Source organism: Pseudundibacterium arcticum, assembly GCF_042646465.1.
GTDB lineage: Bacteria > Pseudomonadota > Gammaproteobacteria > Burkholderiales > Burkholderiaceae_D > Undibacterium_A > Undibacterium_A arcticum.
Genome location: NZ_JBHRTP010000003.1, coordinates 39,179 through 61,670, shown reverse-complemented (window position 1 = coordinate 61,670; position 22,492 = coordinate 39,179). Strand labels below are relative to the sequence as shown.

Sequence of the window (22,492 nt, the reverse complement as noted above, 5' to 3'; positions counted from 1 at the left end):
TCCTTCCTGGCCTGAAGGCCGGGGTTTCTCGGAGCAAAGTCTGATGACAAGCTTGGCGACCTACCCGAACACTGTTCCGTTCCGGCATCTACAGCCGCTGTTGCGCGAGCTGGAGCGCCTTGGACATCCAACCCGACAGGTCTGGCGTGCGTCGGGCGCGGTGCTGGACATGGAGACGGCACTCGGCGGGGAGCAAGTGGAGATTCCCGTGCTCGACTATATTCGGGTCAACCGGTATGGCTTGGGTTTGCTGGAGCAGGCGGTTTGCGAACGGGAACAGCGACCCGCCACAGGCAAGGAAGCTTTCGACCTGATGTGCGCCTGTGTTATTAACTGTGCAGATCTAGAAGAGGTTATTCAGCAGGCAACGCTCTTCAATCGCATCCTCGATCGCCGAGGTGGAGAACTATCGCTGAAGATACAGGGTATCAGCGCCACTTTTGCGATGGATAGCCGGCGCAGGCAGAGAGACCAGGCTTCCTTTATGGTCGACCTGACGGGATTGTCGGCCTATCACCAGCTGTTTTCATGGCTTACGGGGCGGGCTATTCCTCTCCAGGAAGTGGGGTTTATGTATGCGGCGCCGGAACAGCAACCCTTCTTTTCCAGCCAGTTTAACTGCACGATAGCGTTTGAACAGGCCACCAACTATCTGGTATTCCCTGCTCATTGCCTGCGATATCCGGTCGTGCGCAGCTACGCCGAGCTAAAGCGCATTATCGATTACTTCCCATTCGACATTCGCCTTACATCACAATTCGAGCGCGACCTGCCGGACGTCGTGCATCTGCTGATTCTGGAGGCGCTTCAGAGAAGCGGCAAGCCGTTGGGCATCGATGAGCTGGCGCAGATTTTTTATGTGAGTCCACAAACACTACGGCGCCGCTTAGCCCGAAATGGCACGTCATACTCGCATATCAAGGAAGCCTGTCTTCAGCACATGGCTGACCACTATCTGCATCATTCCGATATGACGCTGGAACGCATCGCCGACTTGTTGGGGTTCAGTGACGCCAGAGCATTTCGGCGCGCCTTTCAGCAATGGACGGGCCTTTCCCCTTCAACCTACCGGCGCAAGCCGTCGAGGAAAACAAACTTGTCTGCAAATTCAGGACGTGTCAACACGCCTTAGTCCAAACGGACGTTGGTTCGACTGAAACCCGGTGCAACCATGTGCCTGGAACGAAGAAGCTAGGCTGCGACGGCTCTGCTGCGCGCTTTCGAACCACAACAAACTATAAAGGATGGAGACCCATGTCAAAACTGGATCACAAGCAGGCACTTTATGAGCTGGTCTGTCGCTATGCGCAAGCGGTGGACAAGCGCGACTGGACGCAGCTGGAGGCGCTGTTCACCGCGGATGCGAGCCTGAAGGGGCCGAGCTTCAGTATGGACGGACGCGCGGCCATCATTGCCGGCATGAGGGCGCTCGGCCAGTACAGCGCGACCCAGCACCATGTGCATCAGCAGCTCGTCGAACTCGATGGCCCGTCGGCCGGCGCCGAGACCTACTGCGTGGCCAATCACCTCTACGAACGCGACGGCATGAAACGCAAGCTGGATTGGGGAATCCGTTATCAGGATCGCTTCGTCTGCGAAGCCGACCAGTGGCGCTTCGCGCAGCGCATACTGCTGCTCGACTGGACGCAAGACTTGCCTGTGGAGGCGTGAACGATGAGCACGACCCGGATACTCGAAGGCAGGACCGCGCTCATCACCGGCGGCGCCGGCGGCATTGGCTCGGCCAGCGCCAGATCGCTGCTCAGAGACGGCGCGGCAGTGCTGTTGATGGGGCGGCGGCGTGAAGCGCTGGAACATGCACGGCAGCTGCTGTGTGCCGACATCCCCGGCGCCCGTGTCGAATACCACGTCGGAGACGCCGGCAAGGCGGACGATATGCAGGCCGCGCTCCAGCAGGCGTGGGCCCTGCAGGACCGGCTGGACATCGTCGTGCCCACGGTCGGCGGCGGCGCTTTTCGGCCCTTGCTGATGCACGATGCACAGACCTTCTGCGCGGAACTCGAACTCAACATCTTGACCGCATTCCTGGCGGTTCGCCATGCGGCGCCGCTGATGGCTGCGCGGGGCGGCGGGTCCATCGTCTGTATCTCGTCGAACGCGGCGCGCATGAACTTCCGCTGGCTGTCTAGCTATTGCACCGGCAAGGCGGGGCTCGAAGCCTTCGTGCGGGCCGCGGCCGAAGAACTGGCGCCTGCCGGAATTCGAGTCAATGCGGTGCGCCCCGGCCTGACGCGATCCGAAGCGACCGGGCCGATGTTCGACAACCCGGCGCTGCTCGACAAATTCTTCGAGCAAATGCCGCTCGGCCGTCTCGGCGAGCCCGAAGACATCGCCAGCGCGGTGCGCTACCTTGCAGGCCCGGAATCGGGCTGGGTCACAGGGCAAAGCTTTGCGGTCGATGGCGGCAGCGAACTGCGCAAGAACCCCGTGCTGGACGACACCGTGGCCTACTTGTATGGCGAGCAGGCCCTGCGCTCGGTGCTCGCCGGCAGCGCGCCGGCCGAGAGCTGAGCAGCGATGCATCGAAAATTTACTTCCATACTACATGAGGACAGCATGAATCGAGTCAAAGATAAGGTCGCCATCATTACCGGCGCGGCCAGTGGGGTCGGCAAGGCGGATGCGCTGCTGCTCGCCGCCGAAGGCGCGCGCGTGGTGCTAACCGATGTGAACGAAGAGGCTGGGCGCGAGGTGGCCCGCGAGATCGGCGATGCGGCGCTGTTCGTTCGCCACGACATTGCAGAGGAAAATGACTGGCAGAAGGTGATCGCTGCCACGCAAGAGACTTTCGGTCAGCTCGATGTACTGGTAAACAATGCCGCAATCTGTCCCATCGGCTCGATCGAGGACACCAGCATCGAGACCTGGCGCATGGTGTTGCGGACCAACGCCGACGGCTACTTCCTCGGCTGCAAGTTCGGCGTAGAGGCGATGAAGAACAATGAAGCCGGCGGCTCGATCATCGTCATGTCGTCGGTCGCCGCCCTGGGTGGTCTGTCGATGATGTGCGCCTACACAGGCTCGAAGGGAGCAGTGACCGCGTTGACCCGCAGTGTTGCCGTGCACTGCAAACGTAGCGGCTACAAGATCCGCTGCAACTCGATACACCCGGATGGCATCTGGACGCCGATGACGCAGGCGATGATGCCAGACCTCGACCCCGCCGCGCTGGGCATAGGCACCGATCCGATGGCGCGCATGTGCGATCCGAAGGATGTCGCCAACCTGGTGCTGTTCCTCGCCTCCGACGAATCGCGCTTCGTCAATGGCGCCGAGCTGCGCATCGACAACGCACAGCTGATTTCCTCCCTCTGAGCTTCGATGTGCGGGCTTTGTATTTAGAGTGTTACGAACAGCTCCCTCTCCCCTTGCGGGAGAGGGAGCACACCATGCAACGGTCAATCAGATGTCAAGAAACTTTTGGCTACCTGCATAACGTTATCGGTACTGTGCGACGACTTCGTTGATCGCGCGCTGGACGTCGCCGCGGCGATACTTGAGCAACGACACCTCGGCAGGATCGGGCTCATAGGACACGACGTTGCCGCGCCCCGTATAAATCGCCATGTCGGGCAGTAGCGGATGTTCCTGCTCGAGCGGTGGCACTGGCTGGTCGTTGCCCGCAGCGCGGAAGAACGCCCCGAAATACTCAGCAAAAGTCAGGTTCTCATCGCCGACAAGATAGGCCTTGCCCGATTCGCCAAGCTGCAACGCGCCCCATATGGCCTCCGAAAGCGACTGGGTCGAGATGAAGTTGCTGCCGCCGGCTGGCCCGAATGCCGGCAGCCCGGCCAGCTTACCTTCGGCATAGCGGGTGTACACCTCGAACATCTCGACCCGCAGCCCGGGGACCGAGCCAACGACGAAGGGCGCATTGACGCTGCACACATTGAAGTTGGGCGTTGCGAGCGCGCGCACCTTCTCGTCGGCCAGATGGCGCGAACGCACATAGGGACTACTCTGAATCAGTTCCGGAGCCACCTGTGGATAAAAACTGCCGACCAGCACCGCCCTGCGCACGCCCGCGTCGCGGGCCAGGGCGAAGAAGCGCGGCACGGCCTCGACATTGGCGCGCTCCCAATGGGCCGCCTCGTCGGTGCCGGGCGGGAGATGGCGAATATCGTTGCCCGCCGCGAAGACGATGGCGTCGAAACGGGCAAGGTCGGCCTTGGTGAAGTCTCCCGCGACATAGTCGCCCTGCAACAGATCGAGCTTCGACAGTGGCGTGGTCGACGCCGGTGGTTTGCGTGCCGCGATGCTGACTTGATTGCCCTGGCCCTGGAGGAAGAGGGCCGCATGCCCACCAATCAGTCCGGTACCGCCAATAACTAGTATTTTCATTGTGTCTCCTATTGATGAGCAGTTCGTGGGGCCGTCGTCGAGGGGCGGGAATGCCCGCCCAGGCCCCGTTCAGGATCAGGCCGCAGGCGTCTTGATGATGTATTGGCTGCTTGGCATCACGTCGATCTTGTCGAAGTCGATGAAGCGCTGGCAACTCTCCATCATCGCCCCAACATGGCGCTGAAATTTGTCTTCGTCGCCGACTGCGTTAAAGAACGCATGGGGATCGGTCATCGCCGCGGCCGGGAAGCATTCCTCGACGATCGCATCGTAGATCGGTGCCGCATAAGTCAGCGGACGCACCACCACGTTTTGCACATAGAGGAAGTTGTCCTGGGTATCGATCGCCACCGGCGTATGCTGGTTGTGCCAGATGTCCAGCCAGGCCTCGGGTGTGAGCCGCGGCGGCCGCTTCAGGAACGCTAGCTGCGAGAAGCCCGCAGTGCGCTCGCCCGGCAGTGCCGGGAAGCGTGTATTGCGAATGGGCTGCGACTCAGTGACCAAATAGCCTGCCACCCTGGTCGCCGCCGCCTCGATCACCGCGTCGAACGGCCGGCGAAATCTTTCAATTGCGCTGTCCACCCACAGCGACAGGAAGCCGTCGATCTGCGGTCGGGTATTCATTTGGCGCAGTCCGGCGGCTGGCTGGACGGCCTGGTCCGGCACGTTTACCTGCAATCCACGCGCACCGAGCGCGAGCAGCCTATCGGCCACCTCGGTGCGCAGCTTGCGGCCAAATTCCTCGGCGTTGGTTTGGGCATCGCGCCAGACAATGTAGACGACTTTTTCCATAGCAAGAATTCCTTTCGATTAAGTTCACTGAAACAAATGAATGCAAAGCGCAGTCCGCCACGGACGTCCTGCCTGACGTGGGAATCGATTCCAGCGCTTTTGCGGCGCTGTCGCTGGATGCTGCACCCAGTGCATCACTGCGCCGGGCGTTCATCCGGGATCACCCCGCTCCTCCGGCAAGCTGCTCATTACACAGTCGCCGGCACACCGCCCATGGCCGCGTAGATCTCCTGAATCGAAGGATTGCGGCGCAAAGTCTGCCCGCCGTTCACTTGCAGATTTTGGCCTGTGACGAAGGAAGATTCATCGCTAGCGAGCCACAAGGCGGCATTCGCGATGTCTTCGGCAATGCCAGGGCGCTGCAGTGGAATCTCTCTTTTGTACAGGTTCGCGATGGGCTCGAAATTCAGGCCGCCGTGAGACATCGGTGTATCCGCCGTACCTCCCGGCGAAATGGAGTTAGCTCGAATACCCTGCGCACCGAATTCGTGCGCGACGCAACGGATAACGTGGTCCATCCCCGCCTTCGTCCCCATGTACGCGGCATGGTTGTCCATCATGATCGTTGCCGTCACGGAAGAAATCTCGATGATCGACCCACCATGGACCATTGCCTTAACCATGGCCTGCAGGAACTGGAACGGGCCAATGAATTGTATGGCAGCCATTTGCTCAAGCTCTTCGCGCGTGGTCGCTGTGAAGGGCTTCAGTAACCCCCAACCAGTGGCGTTTACGCCGACATCGATCCGGCCAAACCGGTCCAGTGCGGTCTGAATCAGCTGCTCGATGTCGTCCTGGCGCGTGATATCGCAGACGGCCCACGCCACGCCGATCTCATTTGCGGCCTCTTCCAGTGCCTCCTGTCGGCGCCCCGCGATCATCACCTTCGCGCCTTCGGCGACGAAACGGCGCGCGATCGCTTGCCCCATATTGCCGGGAGTCACGCCCAATACGACGGCGACCTTGTCTTGAATACGTCCCATTAGTACTGTCCTCGATAAATGACCTGAACTCCGGATTGATCAACCTGCTACATACCCACCATCGACTGCCAACGCATGGCCGCGAAGAGCTGGGCGCTTGCTCGCCCGATTCCACTACCCGCCCCTGTAACCAGCGCGATCTTGCCCTCCACTAGCCCCATGCTCATCTCCCTGTTTCTCTGTCTATTGATTGTTCGATTCGGGCCTGCGTCCGCTGCCTGGCTTCTGCAATCGTCAGCCCATATCGATGTTGTGCACGGGATTGCGCCCGTCCCAGGTGCGCGCCTGTTCGATACCCTGCTGGAACATGGCTGCCAGCTCGTCCGTCACTTCGATGAATTCAAGCAAAGTACCAGGCTCGGACGAGCCCTCCATGTAGGCCACGCGAGTGGCGGCATTTTCGCCGTTGAAACAGACCTTCAGGCCGCGCTCTTGCGCTCTGGCGACGTCGCTCTCAAGGTCGCGCGTGAACCAGGCGATGTGGTGGATACCGACCAGGCGATTGCCATTGTCGTCCTGGTAGGGGGACGACGTGTCGCTCAACACCTGGATCAACTCGATCTGCATATCGCCCTGGTACCCCAGCGCCACGTGGATCCGGATCGCCGTTTCCTGGCCGCGATATCGGCCAGTGAGCGTGACGTTGCGAAAACACGTCCACGGACCTATGCCCGTGTGTTCCAGCCACTGCTGTACACCTACATCGAGATCGCGTACCAGATAGCCGATTTGTCTAATGGGACCGATGCCGCTCCCGGCATCGCTGACCACCGCGACCGGCTTCTTGTCCGAGTTCATTTATGATCCTTCCGGTCTTCGTTGCTGCCGAGGGGTAAATTGCTAGGGTATGCGCTGGGCCTTCTGCGTATGCCGGTTGCGCCAGATGCCCAGCCAGGGGCCCCTGCCGTGAGCCGCAGCGACCGCTTCTGGAGCGCGTGCTGCGCAAAGGCCGCAGTGCGCTCGCCCGGTAGCGTGCATGCGAATGGGCTGGGACTCGGTAACGAGTGACCCGGCCCGGTCGGCTTATCAGCGCTTCTCAAACATATTCGCGGTGACCCGGAACTGCTCGGGGATCGGCGAGGTGACCACTTCGAACACGCGGTCATAGCCGGTGGAGTGGATTTTCCAGTGGCCGTCGCGCTTGACGTATTCGTCCTGATAGAACGCTGTGCCTTGCAAAATCCAATTCTGTTCCAGGTTGATCACGTAGTCTTCCAGATACCACGTGCCCTTGGCCTTGTCGGGCGAGACGAGCTCGATCTCGGGGTGGTGGCCGTGATGCATGGTCAGCAGCGTGGGCTTGTCCATCAGCGCCTTGAGACCCGCGACGAATTCGGCTCGACTGTTGAAGCTGTACTTGCCGCTGTCCAGTCGGGTCGCGCAGTCTTCAGTCAAACAGGTTCCAAACAGTGCCCAATCGTGCCGATCGAGCGCGCGAAAGTAGCGATATTTGAGCTGACGAATGTGCTCAATTTCAAGAAATGCGTCCAAGGATGTCTCCATTGCGTTCTTCTCCATTTATGGTTGTGGTGTCTGCTAGATGTTAAACACGCCCGACCGCCGCACATCGTCCACCCGGACTATGCCGCCGCCGCAATCAGGCTGCCGTCCGTAGTCCGAATGGATGATGGAAGAATCCTGTCCGCCTTGTAGCCTATGGCAAAAGCGTTGGTGTCGATTGCAGTCCAGTAGTGTCCGGTCTGTTTTTAGAAAGAAACGCTGCGCGGCCAATATTGACGCGGATTTTTAGGGATTCATGGATGCTGACGATTCGAATTTTTGATTGCACATTTGCGATGCTTTCGGGTTTAGGCGACAGGTGATTTGATGAAGCTAATGCTGCAACGCTCGATTTCTGTCTTTACCGATTTGCGGGTACTCATATTAGATGACATCGCCTTGCAACAGGAGATGCTGGTCGACGCGTTAAATGCAATGGGAATTTCTTTCGTCACGCAGGCGGCCGATTGTACAAGCGCATTGCGTGTCTTGCGCAGTACCGGACACAGCTTTGATATCGTGCTCTGCAACATGAAAATGAAGGGCATGGATGAGGGTGAGTTTATTTACCATGCAGCTCAATGCAACGTGGGCGGCTTCATCCTGATGTCGGTGGCGAAGGACGAGCTGCTTTGTTCGGCAACAACAATTGCCCATGGATGCGGATCACATGTGCTAGGCGTATTAGCTAGTGCGAATGAAACTGGCGGACTCAGGCAGCTGTTGTTGTGCTATCTCGATACTGCTGCAGCAGCGCCGAGCAATGAGGACAAGCCGTGGTCGCAGCAGTGGACCCGGAGTGAACTGGTATCGGCACTCAACGGCAATCAGTTTGTGCCATTTTTTCAGCCGAAAATTGACCTCGATACCGGCGTTCCGACCTGCGTCGAAATCCTTGCTCGCTGGAATCACCCCGACCTGGGTATGTTGCCACCAAGTCAGTTTGTCGAATTGATGGAACAGGAAGGGTTGATTGACCAATTGACTGGATCCTTGCTTCTGCAGTCGCTGGCATGCGCCAGGGAATGTGCTGCCAGCGGAAGGGACATCGGGTTCGCAATTAACGTCTCTCCACTCACGTTACAGGATGCGCGCACGCCCACCCGGATTTGCTCGCTGGTGAAGGCATGCGGGCTTTCTCCTGCACGGATAACGATTGAAGTAACCGAGACTGCCTCTGCGAAAAGTTTCACGCGGGTACTTGAATCGCTAACGCGACTGCGCATGCAGGGCTTTGAAATTTCAGTCGATGATTTTGGGATGGGGTATTCCTCGTTGCAACAGTTAAGTCGGATGCCGTTCACGGAACTCAAGATTGACCGCAGTTTTATAAGCGATGTGTCAAGTAACACAAAGTCGGCTGCGATCCTGGAATCCATCATCCAACTTGCCGGAAAACTGCGCCTGCGCACGGTGGCCGAAGGGATTGAAACCAGCGATGAACTCGATTTGGTGCAATCACTGGGCTGCGGTGTCGGTCAGGGATTTTTACTAGGCCGGCCGATGGCGCAGCCGGATTTGATCGACTATCTGGAGCAGACGCCATCACTTGAGGCGGCATAGGGAAGCGTGTTCACCAGATTGTCTTTCCGAATACGGCGTTGTCGCCGTTGACCATCGCCGCGTTGTACAGGAATTGTCGGAAGATGAAATTGATCTTCAAATGCGTACGGATTCTTTCGGTCTCCGTATTCAAAAAAACCAGTTTTCATGCGCCTTGCAGCCCGATCTATCGACTCTAGAATCGCCACTCGGCGCTAACCAATTGAATTTGTTTGAGTTTTAACTGGACACTACTGATTGCAGCCACAACCACATAAAGGATAAAAATGACGATCATGCTCGAACTGGGCGCGCGCCTGCGCATATTGGAAGACCTGGAAGCGATCCGCAAGCTCAAGGCACGCTATTTCTTCTGCTGCGACCAGAAGGATCCGCAGGGTGTGCGCGACTGCTTCGCGCCGGGAAAGGTGTTGATCGACTATGGGCGCATCGGCGTGTTCCACGATCGGGATCAACTGGCCGAGGTATTCGAGCGTCTCGGCTGTCAAGAACACATCGTCGAGATGCACCATGGCGAGAATCCACAGATCACCATAGTCGACGACACAAATGCGCGCGGCACCTGGGGACTGTATTACCACCTAATCAACACGCGCGAGCGCTCCATCACGCAGCTGGGCGCCTACTACGAGGACGAATACCGCAAGCTCGACAACGAGTGGAAGATCAGCAAGACGCGCTGCGTCGTGACGTCCACGCTGGTGATGGACCTGGCCGACGGGATGGCGAAGATCCTGTTCGCGGGCCGCGCTGCGCCGGTTGCGGTAGACGATCCGATAGCACCAAGCGTAGAAAGCGCCGAGAAAATTCACTGAAGGAGTTGGCATGAGCAATAAAAAAGAACCGATCGTCGCCGTGGTCACCGGTGCCTCGCGGGGTGCCGGCAAAGGCATCGCATTGGCGCTTGGCGCGGCCGGCGCCACCGTATACATCACCGGCCGCACCGAGCGCGAAGGGAGCGCGGCTTTACCCGGAACGATCCATGCGACGGCAAGCGAAATCGATGCATTGGGCGGCAAGGGCATCGCCGTCGCCTGCGATCATCGCGATGACAGCCAGGTGCGCATGCTGTTCGAGCGGGTCCGACAAGAGTCGGGACGGCTCGACATTCTGGTCAATAACGCCACTTTCCTGCACGACGAACTGATCCTGCCGGGAGGGTTTTGGGAAAAGCCGTTGGAGCTTGTGAACATCCTCGATGTCGGCCTGCGTTCGGCCTATGTGGCTAGCTGGTTCGCCGCGCCCCTGATGGTGGCACGCCGCCAGGGGTTGATCGTGTTCACGTCCTCGTTCGGCGCAAGCTGCTACATGCACGGGCCCGGGTATGGCGCGCAGAAGGTCGGCGTGGACAAGTTCGCCAAGGACATGGCGGTCGACCTGCGTCCCCACAACGTGGCTGCCCTGTCTATCTGGATGGGTCCGCTGCGGACGGAACGGACCATGCGGGTCTGGGAGCAACATCCCGAGCAATACGCCGATTTCGCCCCGGTCGCGGAAAGCCCCGAATTCACCGGGAAGATCATTCACGCGCTGTATCGCGACCTGCGCCTGCTGGACAAGTCGGGGCTGGTGCTGGTGGGCGCCGAGGTGGCGCAAGAGTATGGCGTCATCGACGTCGACGGCAAGCGACCGCCCTCCTACCGCGACTTGCTCGGCGGGCCGGTCCAGGCGCACGCGGCCAAGGTTGAGTGAATTTTTCGTTAACAGAACAAGGATGGGACCCATGAAGACTATCAAAGATAAAGTTGCATTAATCACTGGCGCCGGGCAAGGCGTAGGGCAAGGCATCGCCTACGCGCTTGCCGCGCAAGGCGTGAAGGTTGCAGTCGTGGGCCGCACGCTCAGCAAGCTGGAAGACACCTGTGCAGAAATCCGCCGTCGCGGCGGCATCGCGGAGGCGTTCGTATGCGACGTGATGATCAAGGAACAGATTGACCGTTGCGTCGAGCAGGTAGTGGCGCGCTTCGGCAGCCTCAACATCCTCGTCAACAATGCGCAAGTGGTGCCGCTGGGCCGCCTGCTGGAGGTCAGCGACGAAGCCTTCATGCAGGGCATTGATTCGGGACCGCTCGCGACGCTGCGCATGATGCGCGCCTGCTATCCCTACCTGAAGGGCGATGGCGCAGTGGTGAACTTCGCCTCGTCTGCCGCCGTGCGCTGGGACGCATCAGGTTACGGCGCCTATGCCGCGGTAAAGGAAGCGATCCGCGCCCTGACTCGCGCAGCGGCTTGCGAATGGGGCGCGGACGGCATCCGGGTCAACGCGGTCGCGCCGCACGCGATGTCGCCGGGCATGGAAGGCTGGGTCGCGGCGCGGCCAGAGGAAGCGGCAGCGTTCTTCAAGACCATCCCGCTGGGCCGCGTGGGCGACTGCGAACAGGACATCGGCCGCGCGATCGTGTTCCTGGTCGGGGCCGACGCCGGTTACCTTACCGGCGCGACGATCCCGCTCGACGGCGGCCAAGCTTACTGGGGCTGAGACCGCGCTTAAAAGCCGCCGGCCCAGCTGGGGACCGGCACCACAACAACTGGCCTCGGCCTCCCGGCGGCAGCGCTGCCGGAGGCCAAGCCGAAACGGAGGAATCAAATTATGGATCGATTGACAAACAAGGTCGCGATAGTCACCGGAGGCGCTCGCGGCATGGGCGCGGAGACCTGCCGGCTGTTCGTGCAGGAGGGGGCGCGGGTCGTCATCGCGGACCTGCTGGAGGCGGAGGGCGAGGCCCTCGCCCGCGAGTTGGGGGACACCGCCTGCTTCCGCCGCCTGGACGTCAGCGACGAGGCCAACTGGGAGAGCCTGGTGGCGGAGGCAGTGGAGCGCTTCGGCCGGATCGACGTGCTCGTCAACAACGCCGCGGTGCTGGTGTTCGGCGCGATCGACGAGTTATCGAAGCGCGACTTCGAGCGGGCAGTCTCGGTCAACCTGGTAGGCACCTTCCTGGGCATTCGCGCGGTCGCACCGATCATGAAGAGCCAGCGCGCGGGTTCCATCGTCAACATCTCGTCCGTCGACGGTTTGCGCGGCGTCAACGCCCTTGCGGCCTACGTGTCCAGCAAATGGGGCGTGCGCGGGCTGACCAAGGTGGCCGCCCTTGAGCTCGGCCATCACGGCGTGCGCGTGAACTCGGTCCATCCAGGTGGGGTGAATACCGTCATGTCCAATCCCGCTGGAGCACCGCTGGAAGAGGTCAACAAGCAGTACGCGAATGTACCCATGCAACGCGTCGGCAACCCGGAAGAGATCGCCCGGGCGACCCTGTTCCTGGCGAGTGATGAGGCGTCCTATTGCAACGGCAGTGAGCTGGCCGTCGATGGCGGCATGGCGGCGGGTGCGTACTACCCCGGCTTGCCGGGCGCGCCCGCGTGAGCGTGAGCCGCAGCCGGATGCGGGTGGCTTGCGGCTCCTTATGGAATGGACGCATCTTCGGCTTCTGCTCTAGGCTGCCTACTCCAGTGATCGGTAACGCTGGCACAACTGCTTATGCGCGCGCCAGGCGCTGTCCTGAATCGCTTCCGGTGTGCGTTCAGCCCGTCTTGCGTGCCGCATGCCGATATGTCCACGCCGCGTCGATTGCGAAACCAGGGCGGAACCGGGATCGAACCGGAGCGAGGATTGAGATTAAAGCGCCGGATAGTCGATATAGCCGGCGGGGCCTGGCGTATAGAGGGTTTGCGGGTCGAAGTCCGCCAGGCGACGGCCCTCACGAAACCGCCGCACCAAGTCGGGGTTGGCGATGAAGGGACGGCCAAAGGAGACCGCGTCCGTCGTCCCGTCGGCGATCAGCCGTTGCGCACCGTCGTGCTCGACGCTCTCGTTCAGAATCAGTGCGCCCTGGTAATGGGTCTTGACCACCGCCAGGCTGTCGATTTCCGGGGTGGGCAGCCAGATCAGATGTAGATAGGCCAGCCTCATCGGCGTGACGGCCCGAAGTAGAGCGCTGTAGGTTTCGCCGGGATCGTCGTCGTGCAAATCGTTGAACGGGTTGCCGGGACAGATTCTCAGGCCGACGCGACCGGAGCCCGCCTCGTCGCTCATCCCCTCGATCGTTTCCACCACGAATCGAATGCGGTTTTCGACTGGCCCGCCGTAGCGGTCGGTGCGCCGATTGGTCCCTGTGGACAGGAACTGCATGGGCAAATAGCCGCTCGCGCAGTGCAGTTCCACTCCGTCGAATCCGGCTGCCAGGGCTTTGGCCGTGGCTACGCGGAACTCGCCGATAACGTTGGGCACTTCCGCGGCCGACAGTGCGCGCGGCTCGTCGAAGTCCACCATACCGACGCCGTCGGCGAAGATTCGTCCACGCGCGCGGATCACCGAGGGTGCGACGGTCTGTGCATCCGGCCCCTTATTCAGCCGGCTGCCGATGCGTCCGCAATGCATCAATTGCAGGACGATCCGTCCCCCCTCGGCGTGGACTGCGTCAGTGACGGTGCGCCATCCCCGGATCTGCCCTGCCGTATGGATGCCGGGGGTGCGGCAGTAGCCCTTGCCGTGCTTGCTCGGGTACGTGCCTTCCGCGACGATGAGTCCCGCCGTAGCACGCTGGCGGTAGTACTCGACGTGCAGCGCAGTCGGCTCGTCGCCGGGGCCGGCACGGCTGCGCGTCATCGGCGCCATGACAATGCGGTTGGCTAGTGCAAGGTCGCCCAGCCGCACGGGGTCGAACAATATCGTCATGCTTAGTCCTCGTTAAAGTTCATGCAAATGTGAATGGGTTTGCGAGTGATCCCCATCGGGAGTACTCGTTCGCTCCTCAGCCGGGTAGCGCCGTGCCAGCATGGTATTCCCAAGAAACTTCCCCGACAAAGAGGCTATCGCTTCGGCACCAGGGGCCGCGTCGATACAGTCCCTGCGAAATAAGCGTCTTCAATTCAACAGTGGTAGCGCCGCAGCGCAGCTTCCGGGCCAAGCCGCCCGCGACCGAGTCGCAGGCGGCGATACGATACAGCCACACTGTGCAAGGGGTCGAGCGTGCCCGCAGCGAGACCGGAGCTGCGCTCAAAGCCCCGTGCGGCGCGCCGCGTCGGCGGTGAACTCCTCCGGGGAGAGGCCACCATCGTTCAACCGCGTCTTTTCTCGCCGTTCGTTATTCAGGCGATCGGCCATATAGGCGCCCGAAGTCAGGTCATGATAGACCGATACCCGGGCCTGGAATGCCTGCATCTCATAGGCATAAATGTAGTTGACCATCGCCATGCGCCAGAGCTGGCCGCGCGCATCGTAGTTATCGGACATCACCGCGTGCCACGTATCCTCATCCAGGTACATCACGCGCTTGGCATACTGATGGCGATAGCCGTCCTTCAGCGTACCCTCGAGCACCCAGACGCGATGCAGTTCATAGCGCATGTAGTCCGGATTCACATGACCGGTCTTCAGGATGTCGGCATACATGATGCTGGGGTCGTCGAACCGGTAACCATTGTAGGGAATATAGAGTTCCTTCTTTCCGACGATTTTCCAGTCGTAACGCTCCGGTGAGCCGTTGAACAAACGGTCGTCGTCCACTGTCCTGAATCCACCGGCCCCCTGGGGCATATCGAACCCGAATGCGGGCAGTTGACGCACGCGTCGGGTACCGGGGTTGTACTGCCACGCCTGCCGCGGGTTCTGCTTGTGGTTGTAAGACTCCTGACCGACGATGATCTCGCCCTTGTTGCGCTCAGGCAGCATCGTCAAGGAATAGAAGTACGCCTGTACGCCCTCGGTCTTTTTCCGATGCTTCGGATCGTTATAATCTGACAGATTCTTCGTCGATACCCGTCCCCATGCGATATTGCCGTCGGGGTACACGACCGCCTGGTCATTGGTAGAGACCTCCGTCCACGCCCGAGTCGGGAGCAGGGTGTTCCACAACAGTTCCAGGCCGTTCTTCGGGATCGGGAACGGCACCGCACCGCTCGTCGCATTCACGCCGAATCCCTGGTCGGCCAGTTCGGCGCTCAGCGCGTTCTGCCTGGCGACTTCGCATGCGTAGTCGGCATAGCGGAAGTCGCGGTGCGACGGGTAGAGCGGGATGCGGAAGGTGTCCGGATACTTCTTGAGCAGCGCCTTCTCTCCGTCGGAGAGTCGGTTCGCGTACTGCTCCATGTTCTTGGCCGTGATCACGAACAGCGGCTTCTCGTTCGCGTAAGGATCGGGATGATGCACGCCCGTTCCCTTAAAGTTGATGCCGGGCGGCACGCCCAGCCACTTGCCGCTGAAGGCGGGAATCGTGGCGTCCTGGTTTCCGGCTTTCTCCGCGCCCACGCAAGTGAATTCCTTGCCGAGCTTTGTGGCTTCCTCCGCCGATACCTTGGCCCAGGCCCCCTGCGAGGCGACACTGAGGACCGCGACCGAAACCATGGCGAGTTGAATGGACTTCCGAATCATGATCATTCCTTTCCGTTTGAATGTCTGAAACTGTATTTCGCGTTGAACGCGAGGTGATTGTGCTCGGCGACCAGAGATACCGCGCAAGGTCAATTACCGCCTGCCAATAGGCCAGCGAGGCGTTTCTGGGGCGCCGGGGCCACGCCGCGCACGGTGTGCACCCCCTCGACTTCGCGCCAGAACTCCGCGGCGCGATCCTTCGGGTGATAGAACTGGCGGTACCAGGTCCGAACCTTGTGGATAGGGCCATCGTTGGGCAATTGCAAGAACTGGAAGGCAGGGCGCTTGTTGGCCCAAATCTCGAAGTCCTGAACCAGCGCCAGCCGGCTCGTCTCCTGGCAGGCGCGCGCGATGGCGACATCCGCTTCGCTCGCAACCTCGTGGGCCGACTTGACGATGAGGCCTTGCCAAGCCTTGATCACGCCGTCTTCGATCGGGGTATGCATGATCAGCTGGAGCGCGTCGTAGGCGCCCCGAATTCGGGAGAAGAGGAGGCCGGGTCCCATGTACCAGGTGTCGGTCTCCAGCATCTTGTCCGATCCGACCATCGTCCTGTGTCCCCCGCCCTGGTACTGGATACAGACGTGCCGTTCGAACACGTTTTCAAAGTACTCGACCGTTGATCCATGAATTGGGCCGAGGTGCCGAACGTCCGCCATGTTGTCGACGACTTCGATCGGATGCACGTTCAAGGTCCCGAGATCGTCGAGCTTCCAGCGCACCCAGGCCGGGTCGCCCCATTCTTCGATCGTCGGGAAGTCGTAATCCGGCTCGCCGCCTTCGGGGTCATGCCAGACGAAGATGCAGCCGTAGCGCTCGATCACAGGCCACGACTTCACCCGCGCATTTTTCGGGATCGGCCCATTGAAGTAAGGGATGTGGTTGCAGCGTCCGTCGGACCCGAAGCGCCAGTTATGATAGGGGCAACGGATCGAATCCCCGTCGATGTGAAGCCCATCCTGCACGACATAGGACGTGCCGCCCTGCGCCAGGTGAGTACCCATATGCGGGCAGTAAGCGTCGAGCAGAACGACGCGTCCGCTCTGGCCGCGGTAAAGCGCGAAATCGTTTCCAAAAAAGCGGACCGCCAAGGGACTGTCTTTCAGTTCGCTGGCATCCGCGATCATGAACCAGCCGCGCGGAAACGTGAACTCGCCAAATGCATAATCCTGAGTCGTAGCCATGCTCGTTGCCCTTTTCAAATGCTTATTACAGTTGTCCACTCGTTGCCCAAACCGGTTACCGCACGCGGATTTTCGGAATCGGTGCGCCACGCCGCATGGTCTCGAGGAATTTGTCCAAGGGCGCGGGCTGCGCGACCTGTGGCAAGCCCTCGGCAGGCCGATCCCAAAACTCCTTCCACGTGGGCCAAAGCGCATGCCAGGCGCCGTCGTAGGACTCACGTCCCGGCCATCGCATCTTGCGGTCGCCGATCGGCGGCTTGTTCAAGTCGGTTGCATACCAGTAGCATGGAAGGCGGCGCCGAAAGTGCCAGCGACCATCGATGCGCTCATAGTCGTCCCAGTAGAGCATCTGCATGACGACCCACTCGGGGCCGGTCTCGTGCTCGTTTTTCGAATACACCACACCGCAGGCATGGTCGGCATCACGAAACTCGATGATGTGGCCTCCAATATGATGGGCCGTCCCTGTGAACTGATTGCGAAGGGTCTCGTCCATCCACGTCTTGAAATGCGCGCGGCCCACCTTGTCCCGACTGACCTGGATGTCTGGCGCGAAGAGGTTCGCCAGCGCGTCCAGGTCTCGCATGTCCAGCGCCAGCGCGTACTTGGCTGGCAGCATTCGGATTTCCGAGTGGGACTCCAGTCGGTCGATGCGCGCCACGAGATCATTACGCTCCATGCCATTCTCCTAGTCGGTAAAGTCGGCTGCACCCGGGACGAGTTCGCAGGTCTTGCCTCCGTCCACCACCAAGCCTGCGCCTGTGATGTAGGAAGCTTCGTCCGAGGCGAGAAACAGGATCGCGCTCGCGAGCTCGCGCGGTTCGCCGATGCGCTTGAGCGGCACGCCCCGCGCGGTGGCCGCCATTGCCGCTTCGGTGCCGTGGGCCTCCTGCGCCCATGGCGTCATCACCACGCCCGGGATCACCACATTGACCCTGATGTTGCTGCCGGCGCCCTCCAGGGCGGCGGTACGCGTGAAATTGATCAGGCCCGCCTTGGCGGCCGTGTAGGCCGCCATGCCCGGAGTGCCCAGTAGCCCGCAGACGGACGCCACGTTGACGATCGCCCCCCCGCCCTGATGCTTCATGTGCGGCAACACCGCCCGCGTGCCAAAGAAGGCGCTGTCGAGCGAAGCCCGGAAACAGGCATGCCACTCCGATGTCGGCTGTGTTTCGATCATGCCCCACGTCGCCGCCGCGGCATTATTGACGAGGATGTCGAGTCGGCCCTGCTTGTCCACGGTGGCTTCCACCGCTTGCGCGAAGGCCGCCTCGTCGCTCACGTCGGCGCGCACCCAGTCCGCGCGCCCGCCGTTGTTCCGGATCGCGTTGACTTTGGCTTCCAGAACATCGGCCCGCCGCCCGCAGATGACCACGGTGGCACCTTCCTGCGCAAACCGCTCGGCGGCTGCGGCACCAATGCCGGTACCGCCCCCCGTGATCAGCGCCACCTTGTTTTGCAAACGTCCACTCATTTTTGTCTCCTCATTGTCGTCTCCTTTATTACAGCATGTACATCCCACCATTGGGCGCGAGGCTCTGACCGGTGAAGAACGATGCGTCATCGCTCACCAGGAACAGCGCCGTCTTCGCGATCTCGTCCGGCTCGCCCATGCGACCGAGCGGGACGGCTTGAACCAGCGCCTGTGCCCATTCGTCGGATATCGTCTTCATCATCGGCGTGTCCGTCGGCCCGGGACAAATCGCGTTCACCCGGATACCGCGCGGAGCGACCTCGCGGGCCAGGCATTTCGTGAATCCAAGCTGCGCCGCCTTCGAGGCACAGTAATGAACCCCGCCTTCACCGGTGAATGCGGCAGTGCTCGAGATGTTGACTATCGACCCTTTGACGCCCGACTTGATCATCAGGCGAACCGCCTCGCGTGCGCAGCAAAAGGTCCCGAAGAGGTTGATTTCGACGACGCGCCGCCAGCCCGAGTCGTTCATGTCGATAATGTGGTCGGGGTACACGCTGACCGCTTCGCCGCTGGCCTGCTGCTCGTAGCGCTGGTTGAGCCGCGCCATCAGCTTGTCGAATCCATCGCCGGGCGCCGCCCCGACCCCGGCGTTGTTCACCAGGATGTCAATGCGCTGGTAGCGCGCCTCGATCTCCGCGAAGAGCGTCCTTACCGCGGCGCCGTCGGCGACGTCACAGTTGCGCGCGAGGCAGTCTCCCCTTGTGTTCACGGAGGCGATCGTTTCCTCGGCAGCGGCGAGATTGATATCAGCGGCGACCACGGCGGCCCCTTGCGCGGCGAAGAGCTGGGCGATGGCCCGTCCCATTCCCTGCCCGGCTCCGGTGATCAGCGCGACTTTGTTGGCAAGCTTCATGAATTAACTCCTGGTTGGATCGGGAGATCGCCCCGGCGCGGTGTGCCGGAGAGATCCGCCTGTGTCGTATGTCTACTAACCCGCAGACAGTGTGCCGCCCGGACGCGCACCGCGCATCGCCCGTTTGGGCTAACCCCCACGGGCTCGCAATGCATTCTTCACGACCTTCCCCGATGCATTGACGGGAAGTGCCTGCACGAACTCGACGCTGCGCGGCACCTTGTAGTTGGCCATGTGCTCGCGTGACCAGCGGATCAGTTCCTGCTCGTCGAGTTCCACGCCTTCTTTCAGGACGACCCAGGCCTTGCCGACCTCACCGAGCCGTTCCTCCGGCATGCCCACGACTGCAACCTGGGCGACGGCCGGATGCTCGCAAAGGAGGCGCTCGATTTCGGCTGGGTAACAGTTGAAGCCGCCGACTATGAACATGTCCTTCAGCCGGTCGGTGATCCGCAGATAACCGCGCCGGTCCAGTTCGCCGATGTCGCCGGTGTGCAGCCAGCCGTCGCCATCGATCGCTTCGCGCGTGGCCGCTGGGTCGTCGAAGTAGCCGCGCATCACGTTGAATCCCCGAATCCACACCTCACCCGGTGTACCGGGCGGCACCGCCAAGCCGCTCGCATCGGCGCAGCGCACCTCGATCCCGGGCAATGCCCACCCGGCGGTCCGGGCGATCGTCTCCGCATCGTCGTCGGGCGAGCAGACGGTCGCCACGCCGCAGCATTCGGTCAGGCCGTAGGCGGTCGTCACCACACGAAAGCCGAGCTCATCGCGCATCCGTTTCACCAGTGCTGGCGCAATCGCCGCCGCGCCGGTCACGGCAACCCTCAGGCTGGACAGATCGATCGTCGAACGCCGGGGGTGGGCCAGCATGCTCAGGTAAAGCGTCGGGGGCCCCGGAAGAAAGGTGATTCGGTCCCGTGCAATGCGGTTCATGACCGCTTCGACATCGAAGATCTGCTCGGGATGGATGGTTGCACCGCACATCAAGCCAGCCAGCCAGCCCGCCTTGTAGCCGAATGCATGGAAAAACGGATTGACGATCAGGTAGCGATCTCCCGTCCGCAGCCCCACGACTTCGGACCATGCCGCAAAGAGCCGAAGGTTCTGACCGTGCGTTGTCATCACACCCTTGGGCCGGCCTGTTGTGCCCGAGGTGAACATCAGGTCCGACAGATGCTGTGGCATCACCGCAAGTGCGCGCTGCTTCGCTTCCTCCGGAGGCGTCCGGGCGGCTTCAGCGACGAACGCCTCCCACGAGCATTCGTCGGGATGCGCGCCGCGCAAGACGACCACGCGCTCGACGCAGCTCGGCAGTCGGGCGGCTAACATGTCGGGGTAATGGACTCCGAGAAAATCGCCGATGCAGAACAGGACGCGGCTACCACTGCGGGCGAGAATGTCTGCCACCTCCGCACCCTTCATGCGGGTGTTGATCGGCACCAGGGTCGCGCCCACACTGTGCGCCGCGAGCGCTGCCACGATCCACTCCCAGCAGTTGGGTGCCCAGATGGCCACGCGATTCGCCGGTTCCACCCCCATGCTCATCAGGGCCCGGGCGGCCTCCAGGCGCAGCGCATCGAGCGCCAAATAGGTAAGCCTCGTCGGTCCGTCTTCGATAGCGACACGATCGGCGTAGCGCTGGGCGACCGCGGAGATCAATCGGGGAATCGTTGGAATCGAAGGCAACATGACAAGTCTCCACGCAACTTTAGTTGATGCGGCAATCCGCTCTGAGGGCGCGATGCCACCGTTTCTGTTGCAACCAATTCTGCTCTGCACTAAGCAACCGGGCATCGCCCGTTCGGGCTAGCCCCGACCGGATCGCAATCGGTTCTTCATGATTTCCCTCCGACGCATAGCCGCTGCAGTCCAAACGGACGATGCACACTTCTGGCCGGCCGCGTACTTTTTCACGCAGAACGTTGGACGCAGGCCGAGGGTTGCCACATCGCAAGAGGCACGCTGCGACCCGATCGTGTAACTCCAGCATCGCGCCGCTTGGCAGCTGACCTGTGCAAGAGGTAACATGCCGCAAGCCCTGTGGCACTCGCCGCGGCGAACAATCTCCCGGACCATGCGTGCGTCCGACATTTCCATTTCCATGCACATTGGGGGGCTCGTGAGCACTGAGCGGCGAACATTTCCAAACGATGGAGCCCCCGCGATCGGGGGCTGCGGCACTATGACGCTTATCGATGAGTTCAGCCGCTTGATCGGGCTGATCTATGAAGGGCCGCTCGAGCCGGTTCCTTGGCAGCAGAGTCTCAACGCCATGCGCGAGCGGCTACATGCAAACTACGTCATCCTGGTTCTTCGGCCATCCACCCCGGATGACTCGGGATTCATGGTGACCGCCGGAAACGTCACCACGCAAGCGGTCGTTTCCTATAGCACGAATTTCTATGCCCTCGACCCGTTCGTCGGACTCCCTCCGGATCAAATCGTCACGGTCCACGAAATCCTCGGCGAGGCGCGCTGGCTGGAATCGGCTTACTACAAGGAATATAACGCGCCCTACGACGTGTTTCACGTCATGGGGGCCGATATTCACACGCCCGATGGTGCGGAATGCCGATTGCGCGTCTGCCGTCCCCGAAGCGCCAAAGAGTTCTCGGAAGATGACAAGGCGTTGTGCCGACGGCTGTTGCCCCATCTGAAGCAGGCCGTGATCCTGCACGCGCACCTGGACCGCAGCGAGTGCGAACGCCAGCTCTACGCCGGCACGGTCGAGCGTCTGATGGTCGGCACGATCGTCCTCGACGAAAATGGCAAGATACTGCAAACCAATCAGGCTGCGGACGAACTGCTGCGGGAACGCGATGGGCTGCGGATCGCCAACAAAGCGCTGGAAGCGGTGCACACGCGTGACAACCGGGAGCTGCAGCGACTCATCAAGGGGGCGCTCTCCGGACACACGAAACCGGACCTGTCGGTGATCGAAGCCATTTCAGTCAGGCGCCCGTCCGGCAAGAGCAACCTTGGGATCGTCGTGCGCAGCGTTCCCATGGGCGAGTGGTCGGAGGGCAAGAGCAGGCCCGCTGCTGCCGTATTCATGCGCGATCCCGAGCAGAAGGCGCCGGCCTCCCAGGAGGTCATACGTCGGCTGTTCGACATCACGCCGGCTGAAGCCGCGCTCGCCATACAGCTCGCGAACGGACTCTCGCTCGATGAGGCCGCCGAGGCGCTCAACATCACGCGAAACACGGTCAAGGCGCATCTGCGTTCGATTTTTTCCAAGACCGGCGTGACCCGGCAGACCGAATTGGTGCGCATCCTGCTCAACAGCGTTGTGACCCTCGGGTATAAATAGGGGCTCCAATTGAATAGCCGCATCCGTCGGAAAGCGGCATCAGAGTGCCATAGCGGAAATGCGGGAGACCCACTTAACGAAAGGCGCGTCCA

22 protein-coding genes are annotated in these 22,492 nt (G+C 61.2%); 10 read left to right on the top strand and 12 right to left on the bottom strand.

Features of this window, described 5'->3' with window-relative positions; translation table 11 throughout:
• The first annotated feature begins 43 nt into the window (after window positions 1-43).
• The 4 genes from ACFOFO_RS01145 (at window position 44) to ACFOFO_RS01130 (ending at window position 3,336) form a co-directional block, all read left to right on the top strand.
• Complete coding sequence (locus tag ACFOFO_RS01145; RefSeq protein WP_390325106.1) at window positions 44-1,132, top strand: helix-turn-helix transcriptional regulator; 1,089 nt, start codon at window positions 44-46, stop codon at window positions 1,130-1,132.
• Between the two features lie 122 nt (window positions 1,133-1,254).
• Window positions 1,255-1,671: a nuclear transport factor 2 family protein gene (locus ACFOFO_RS01140; protein ID WP_390325107.1), complete on the top strand. Its 417-nt coding sequence runs from the start codon at window positions 1,255-1,257 to the stop codon at window positions 1,669-1,671.
• Window positions 1,672-1,674: 3 nt separating this feature from the next.
• Window positions 1,675-2,532 carry an SDR family NAD(P)-dependent oxidoreductase gene (locus tag ACFOFO_RS01135; protein ID WP_390325109.1) on the top strand — a complete coding sequence of 286 codons (858 nt, stop codon included), beginning with the start codon at window positions 1,675-1,677 and terminating at the stop codon, window positions 2,530-2,532.
• Window positions 2,533-2,577: 45 nt separating this feature from the next.
• Window positions 2,578-3,336 carry an SDR family oxidoreductase gene (locus ACFOFO_RS01130; protein WP_390325111.1) on the top strand — a complete coding sequence of 253 codons (759 nt, stop codon included), beginning with the start codon at window positions 2,578-2,580 and terminating at the stop codon, window positions 3,334-3,336.
• Window positions 3,337-3,459: 123 nt separating this feature from the next.
• Here the strand turns inward: ACFOFO_RS01130 and ACFOFO_RS01125 are convergent, their stop codons facing one another.
• The 5 genes from ACFOFO_RS01125 to ACFOFO_RS01105 all read right to left on the bottom strand — a co-directional run bounded on the left by ACFOFO_RS01125 (window position 3,460) and on the right by ACFOFO_RS01105 (window position 7,640).
• Window positions 3,460-4,362 carry an NAD-dependent epimerase/dehydratase family protein gene (locus ACFOFO_RS01125; RefSeq protein ID WP_390325112.1) on the bottom strand — a complete coding sequence of 301 codons (903 nt, stop codon included), beginning with the start codon at window positions 4,360-4,362 and terminating at the stop codon, window positions 3,460-3,462.
• A gap of 75 nt (window positions 4,363-4,437) precedes the next feature.
• Window positions 4,438-5,154 carry an EthD domain-containing protein gene (locus ACFOFO_RS01120; protein ID WP_390330597.1) on the bottom strand — a complete coding sequence of 239 codons (717 nt, stop codon included), beginning with the start codon at window positions 5,152-5,154 and terminating at the stop codon, window positions 4,438-4,440.
• A 188-nt stretch (window positions 5,155-5,342) separates the two neighbouring features.
• Entirely contained in the window at window positions 5,343-6,137 is a 795-nt protein-coding gene (locus tag ACFOFO_RS01115) for an SDR family NAD(P)-dependent oxidoreductase (RefSeq protein WP_390325114.1), read from the bottom strand.
• Between the two features lie 234 nt (window positions 6,138-6,371).
• Window positions 6,372-6,935, bottom strand: coding sequence for a VOC family protein (locus ACFOFO_RS01110; RefSeq protein ID WP_390325115.1), 564 nt, complete (start codon window positions 6,933-6,935; stop codon window positions 6,372-6,374).
• A 228-nt stretch (window positions 6,936-7,163) separates the two neighbouring features.
• Window positions 7,164-7,640 carry a nuclear transport factor 2 family protein gene (locus ACFOFO_RS01105; RefSeq protein ID WP_390325116.1) on the bottom strand — a complete coding sequence of 159 codons (477 nt, stop codon included), beginning with the start codon at window positions 7,638-7,640 and terminating at the stop codon, window positions 7,164-7,166.
• A 324-nt stretch (window positions 7,641-7,964) separates the two neighbouring features.
• Here ACFOFO_RS01105 and ACFOFO_RS01100 point away from each other — a divergent pair, with 324 nt between their 5' ends.
• From ACFOFO_RS01100 to ACFOFO_RS01080, 5 genes are all read left to right on the top strand, one after another.
• Window positions 7,965-9,200, top strand: a complete 1,236-nt coding sequence (locus ACFOFO_RS01100; RefSeq protein ID WP_390330595.1) for an EAL domain-containing protein — start codon at window positions 7,965-7,967, stop codon at window positions 9,198-9,200.
• A 266-nt stretch (window positions 9,201-9,466) separates the two neighbouring features.
• Window positions 9,467-10,015 carry a nuclear transport factor 2 family protein gene (locus tag ACFOFO_RS01095; RefSeq protein WP_390325122.1) on the top strand — a complete coding sequence of 183 codons (549 nt, stop codon included), beginning with the start codon at window positions 9,467-9,469 and terminating at the stop codon, window positions 10,013-10,015.
• Window positions 10,016-10,025: 10 nt separating this feature from the next.
• Window positions 10,026-10,892, top strand: a complete 867-nt coding sequence (locus tag ACFOFO_RS01090; protein ID WP_390325123.1) for an SDR family NAD(P)-dependent oxidoreductase — start codon at window positions 10,026-10,028, stop codon at window positions 10,890-10,892.
• A gap of 31 nt (window positions 10,893-10,923) precedes the next feature.
• Window positions 10,924-11,679, top strand: coding sequence for an SDR family NAD(P)-dependent oxidoreductase (locus ACFOFO_RS01085; protein WP_390325125.1), 756 nt, complete (start codon window positions 10,924-10,926; stop codon window positions 11,677-11,679).
• A gap of 111 nt (window positions 11,680-11,790) precedes the next feature.
• Window positions 11,791-12,567, top strand: a complete 777-nt coding sequence (locus ACFOFO_RS01080) for an SDR family NAD(P)-dependent oxidoreductase (RefSeq protein ID WP_390325127.1) — start codon at window positions 11,791-11,793, stop codon at window positions 12,565-12,567.
• Between the two features lie 252 nt (window positions 12,568-12,819).
• Here ACFOFO_RS01080 and ACFOFO_RS01075 read toward each other — a convergent pair whose 3' ends face one another.
• The 7 genes from ACFOFO_RS01075 to ACFOFO_RS01045 all read right to left on the bottom strand — a co-directional run bounded on the left by ACFOFO_RS01075 (window position 12,820) and on the right by ACFOFO_RS01045 (window position 20,779).
• On the bottom strand, window positions 12,820-13,878 hold the full coding sequence (locus tag ACFOFO_RS01075) for an alkene reductase (protein WP_390325128.1): 1,059 nt from the start codon (window positions 13,876-13,878) through the stop codon (window positions 12,820-12,822).
• Between the two features lie 321 nt (window positions 13,879-14,199).
• Complete coding sequence (locus tag ACFOFO_RS01070; protein ID WP_390330593.1) at window positions 14,200-15,573, bottom strand: DUF1329 domain-containing protein; 1,374 nt, start codon at window positions 15,571-15,573, stop codon at window positions 14,200-14,202.
• 89 nt (window positions 15,574-15,662) lie between these two features.
• The gene (locus ACFOFO_RS01065) at window positions 15,663-16,757 is read right to left on the bottom strand and encodes a Rieske 2Fe-2S domain-containing protein (protein WP_390330591.1); all 1,095 of its coding nucleotides are present in this window, start codon (window positions 16,755-16,757) and stop codon (window positions 15,663-15,665) included.
• 55 nt (window positions 16,758-16,812) lie between these two features.
• On the bottom strand, window positions 16,813-17,436 hold the full coding sequence (locus tag ACFOFO_RS01060; protein WP_390325130.1) for a nuclear transport factor 2 family protein: 624 nt from the start codon (window positions 17,434-17,436) through the stop codon (window positions 16,813-16,815).
• 9 nt (window positions 17,437-17,445) lie between these two features.
• Window positions 17,446-18,231 carry an SDR family NAD(P)-dependent oxidoreductase gene (locus ACFOFO_RS01055; RefSeq protein ID WP_390325132.1) on the bottom strand — a complete coding sequence of 262 codons (786 nt, stop codon included), beginning with the start codon at window positions 18,229-18,231 and terminating at the stop codon, window positions 17,446-17,448.
• 28 nt (window positions 18,232-18,259) lie between these two features.
• Window positions 18,260-19,087, bottom strand: a complete 828-nt coding sequence (locus tag ACFOFO_RS01050; protein ID WP_390325133.1) for an SDR family NAD(P)-dependent oxidoreductase — start codon at window positions 19,085-19,087, stop codon at window positions 18,260-18,262.
• Window positions 19,088-19,216: 129 nt separating this feature from the next.
• Entirely contained in the window at window positions 19,217-20,779 is a 1,563-nt protein-coding gene (locus ACFOFO_RS01045) for a FadD3 family acyl-CoA ligase (RefSeq protein WP_390325135.1), read from the bottom strand.
• A 493-nt stretch (window positions 20,780-21,272) separates the two neighbouring features.
• Here ACFOFO_RS01045 and ACFOFO_RS01040 point away from each other — a divergent pair, with 493 nt between their 5' ends.
• Window positions 21,273-22,400, top strand: coding sequence for a helix-turn-helix transcriptional regulator (locus ACFOFO_RS01040; protein WP_390325137.1), 1,128 nt, complete (start codon window positions 21,273-21,275; stop codon window positions 22,398-22,400).
• The last annotated feature ends 92 nt before the right edge of the window (window positions 22,401-22,492 follow it).

What these genes read in the sequence shown, in the direction of transcription:
- ACFOFO_RS01040 (WP_390325137.1), top strand. Translation starts at nt 21,273, where the DNA reads ATGACGCTTATCGATGAGTTCAGCCGCTTGATCGGGCTGATCTATGAA.
- ACFOFO_RS01120 (WP_390330597.1), bottom strand. Translation starts at nt 5,154, where the DNA reads ATGGAAAAAGTCGTCTACATTGTCTGGCGCGATGCCCAAACCAACGCC.
- ACFOFO_RS01070 (WP_390330593.1), bottom strand. Translation starts at nt 15,573, where the DNA reads ATGATTCGGAAGTCCATTCAACTCGCCATGGTTTCGGTCGCGGTCCTC.
- ACFOFO_RS01105 (WP_390325116.1), bottom strand. Translation starts at nt 7,640, where the DNA reads ATGGAGACATCCTTGGACGCATTTCTTGAAATTGAGCACATTCGTCAG.
- ACFOFO_RS01100 (WP_390330595.1), top strand. Translation starts at nt 7,965, where the DNA reads ATGAAGCTAATGCTGCAACGCTCGATTTCTGTCTTTACCGATTTGCGG.
- ACFOFO_RS01075 (WP_390325128.1), bottom strand. Translation starts at nt 13,878, where the DNA reads ATGACGATATTGTTCGACCCCGTGCGGCTGGGCGACCTTGCACTAGCC.
- ACFOFO_RS01085 (WP_390325125.1), top strand. Translation starts at nt 10,924, where the DNA reads ATGAAGACTATCAAAGATAAAGTTGCATTAATCACTGGCGCCGGGCAA.
- ACFOFO_RS01055 (WP_390325132.1), bottom strand. Translation starts at nt 18,231, where the DNA reads ATGAGTGGACGTTTGCAAAACAAGGTGGCGCTGATCACGGGGGGCGGT.
- ACFOFO_RS01080 (WP_390325127.1), top strand. Translation starts at nt 11,791, where the DNA reads ATGGATCGATTGACAAACAAGGTCGCGATAGTCACCGGAGGCGCTCGC.
- ACFOFO_RS01095 (WP_390325122.1), top strand. Translation starts at nt 9,467, where the DNA reads ATGACGATCATGCTCGAACTGGGCGCGCGCCTGCGCATATTGGAAGAC.
- ACFOFO_RS01135 (WP_390325109.1), top strand. Translation starts at nt 1,675, where the DNA reads ATGAGCACGACCCGGATACTCGAAGGCAGGACCGCGCTCATCACCGGC.
- ACFOFO_RS01065 (WP_390330591.1), bottom strand. Translation starts at nt 16,757, where the DNA reads ATGGCTACGACTCAGGATTATGCATTTGGCGAGTTCACGTTTCCGCGC.
- ACFOFO_RS01115 (WP_390325114.1), bottom strand. Translation starts at nt 6,137, where the DNA reads ATGGGACGTATTCAAGACAAGGTCGCCGTCGTATTGGGCGTGACTCCC.
- ACFOFO_RS01140 (WP_390325107.1), top strand. Translation starts at nt 1,255, where the DNA reads ATGTCAAAACTGGATCACAAGCAGGCACTTTATGAGCTGGTCTGTCGC.
- ACFOFO_RS01090 (WP_390325123.1), top strand. Translation starts at nt 10,026, where the DNA reads ATGAGCAATAAAAAAGAACCGATCGTCGCCGTGGTCACCGGTGCCTCG.
- ACFOFO_RS01130 (WP_390325111.1), top strand. Translation starts at nt 2,578, where the DNA reads ATGAATCGAGTCAAAGATAAGGTCGCCATCATTACCGGCGCGGCCAGT.
- ACFOFO_RS01125 (WP_390325112.1), bottom strand. Translation starts at nt 4,362, where the DNA reads ATGAAAATACTAGTTATTGGCGGTACCGGACTGATTGGTGGGCATGCG.
- ACFOFO_RS01050 (WP_390325133.1), bottom strand. Translation starts at nt 19,087, where the DNA reads ATGAAGCTTGCCAACAAAGTCGCGCTGATCACCGGAGCCGGGCAGGGA.
- ACFOFO_RS01045 (WP_390325135.1), bottom strand. Translation starts at nt 20,779, where the DNA reads ATGTTGCCTTCGATTCCAACGATTCCCCGATTGATCTCCGCGGTCGCC.
- ACFOFO_RS01145 (WP_390325106.1), top strand. Translation starts at nt 44, where the DNA reads ATGACAAGCTTGGCGACCTACCCGAACACTGTTCCGTTCCGGCATCTA.
- ACFOFO_RS01060 (WP_390325130.1), bottom strand. Translation starts at nt 17,436, where the DNA reads ATGGAGCGTAATGATCTCGTGGCGCGCATCGACCGACTGGAGTCCCAC.
- ACFOFO_RS01110 (WP_390325115.1), bottom strand. Translation starts at nt 6,935, where the DNA reads ATGAACTCGGACAAGAAGCCGGTCGCGGTGGTCAGCGATGCCGGGAGC.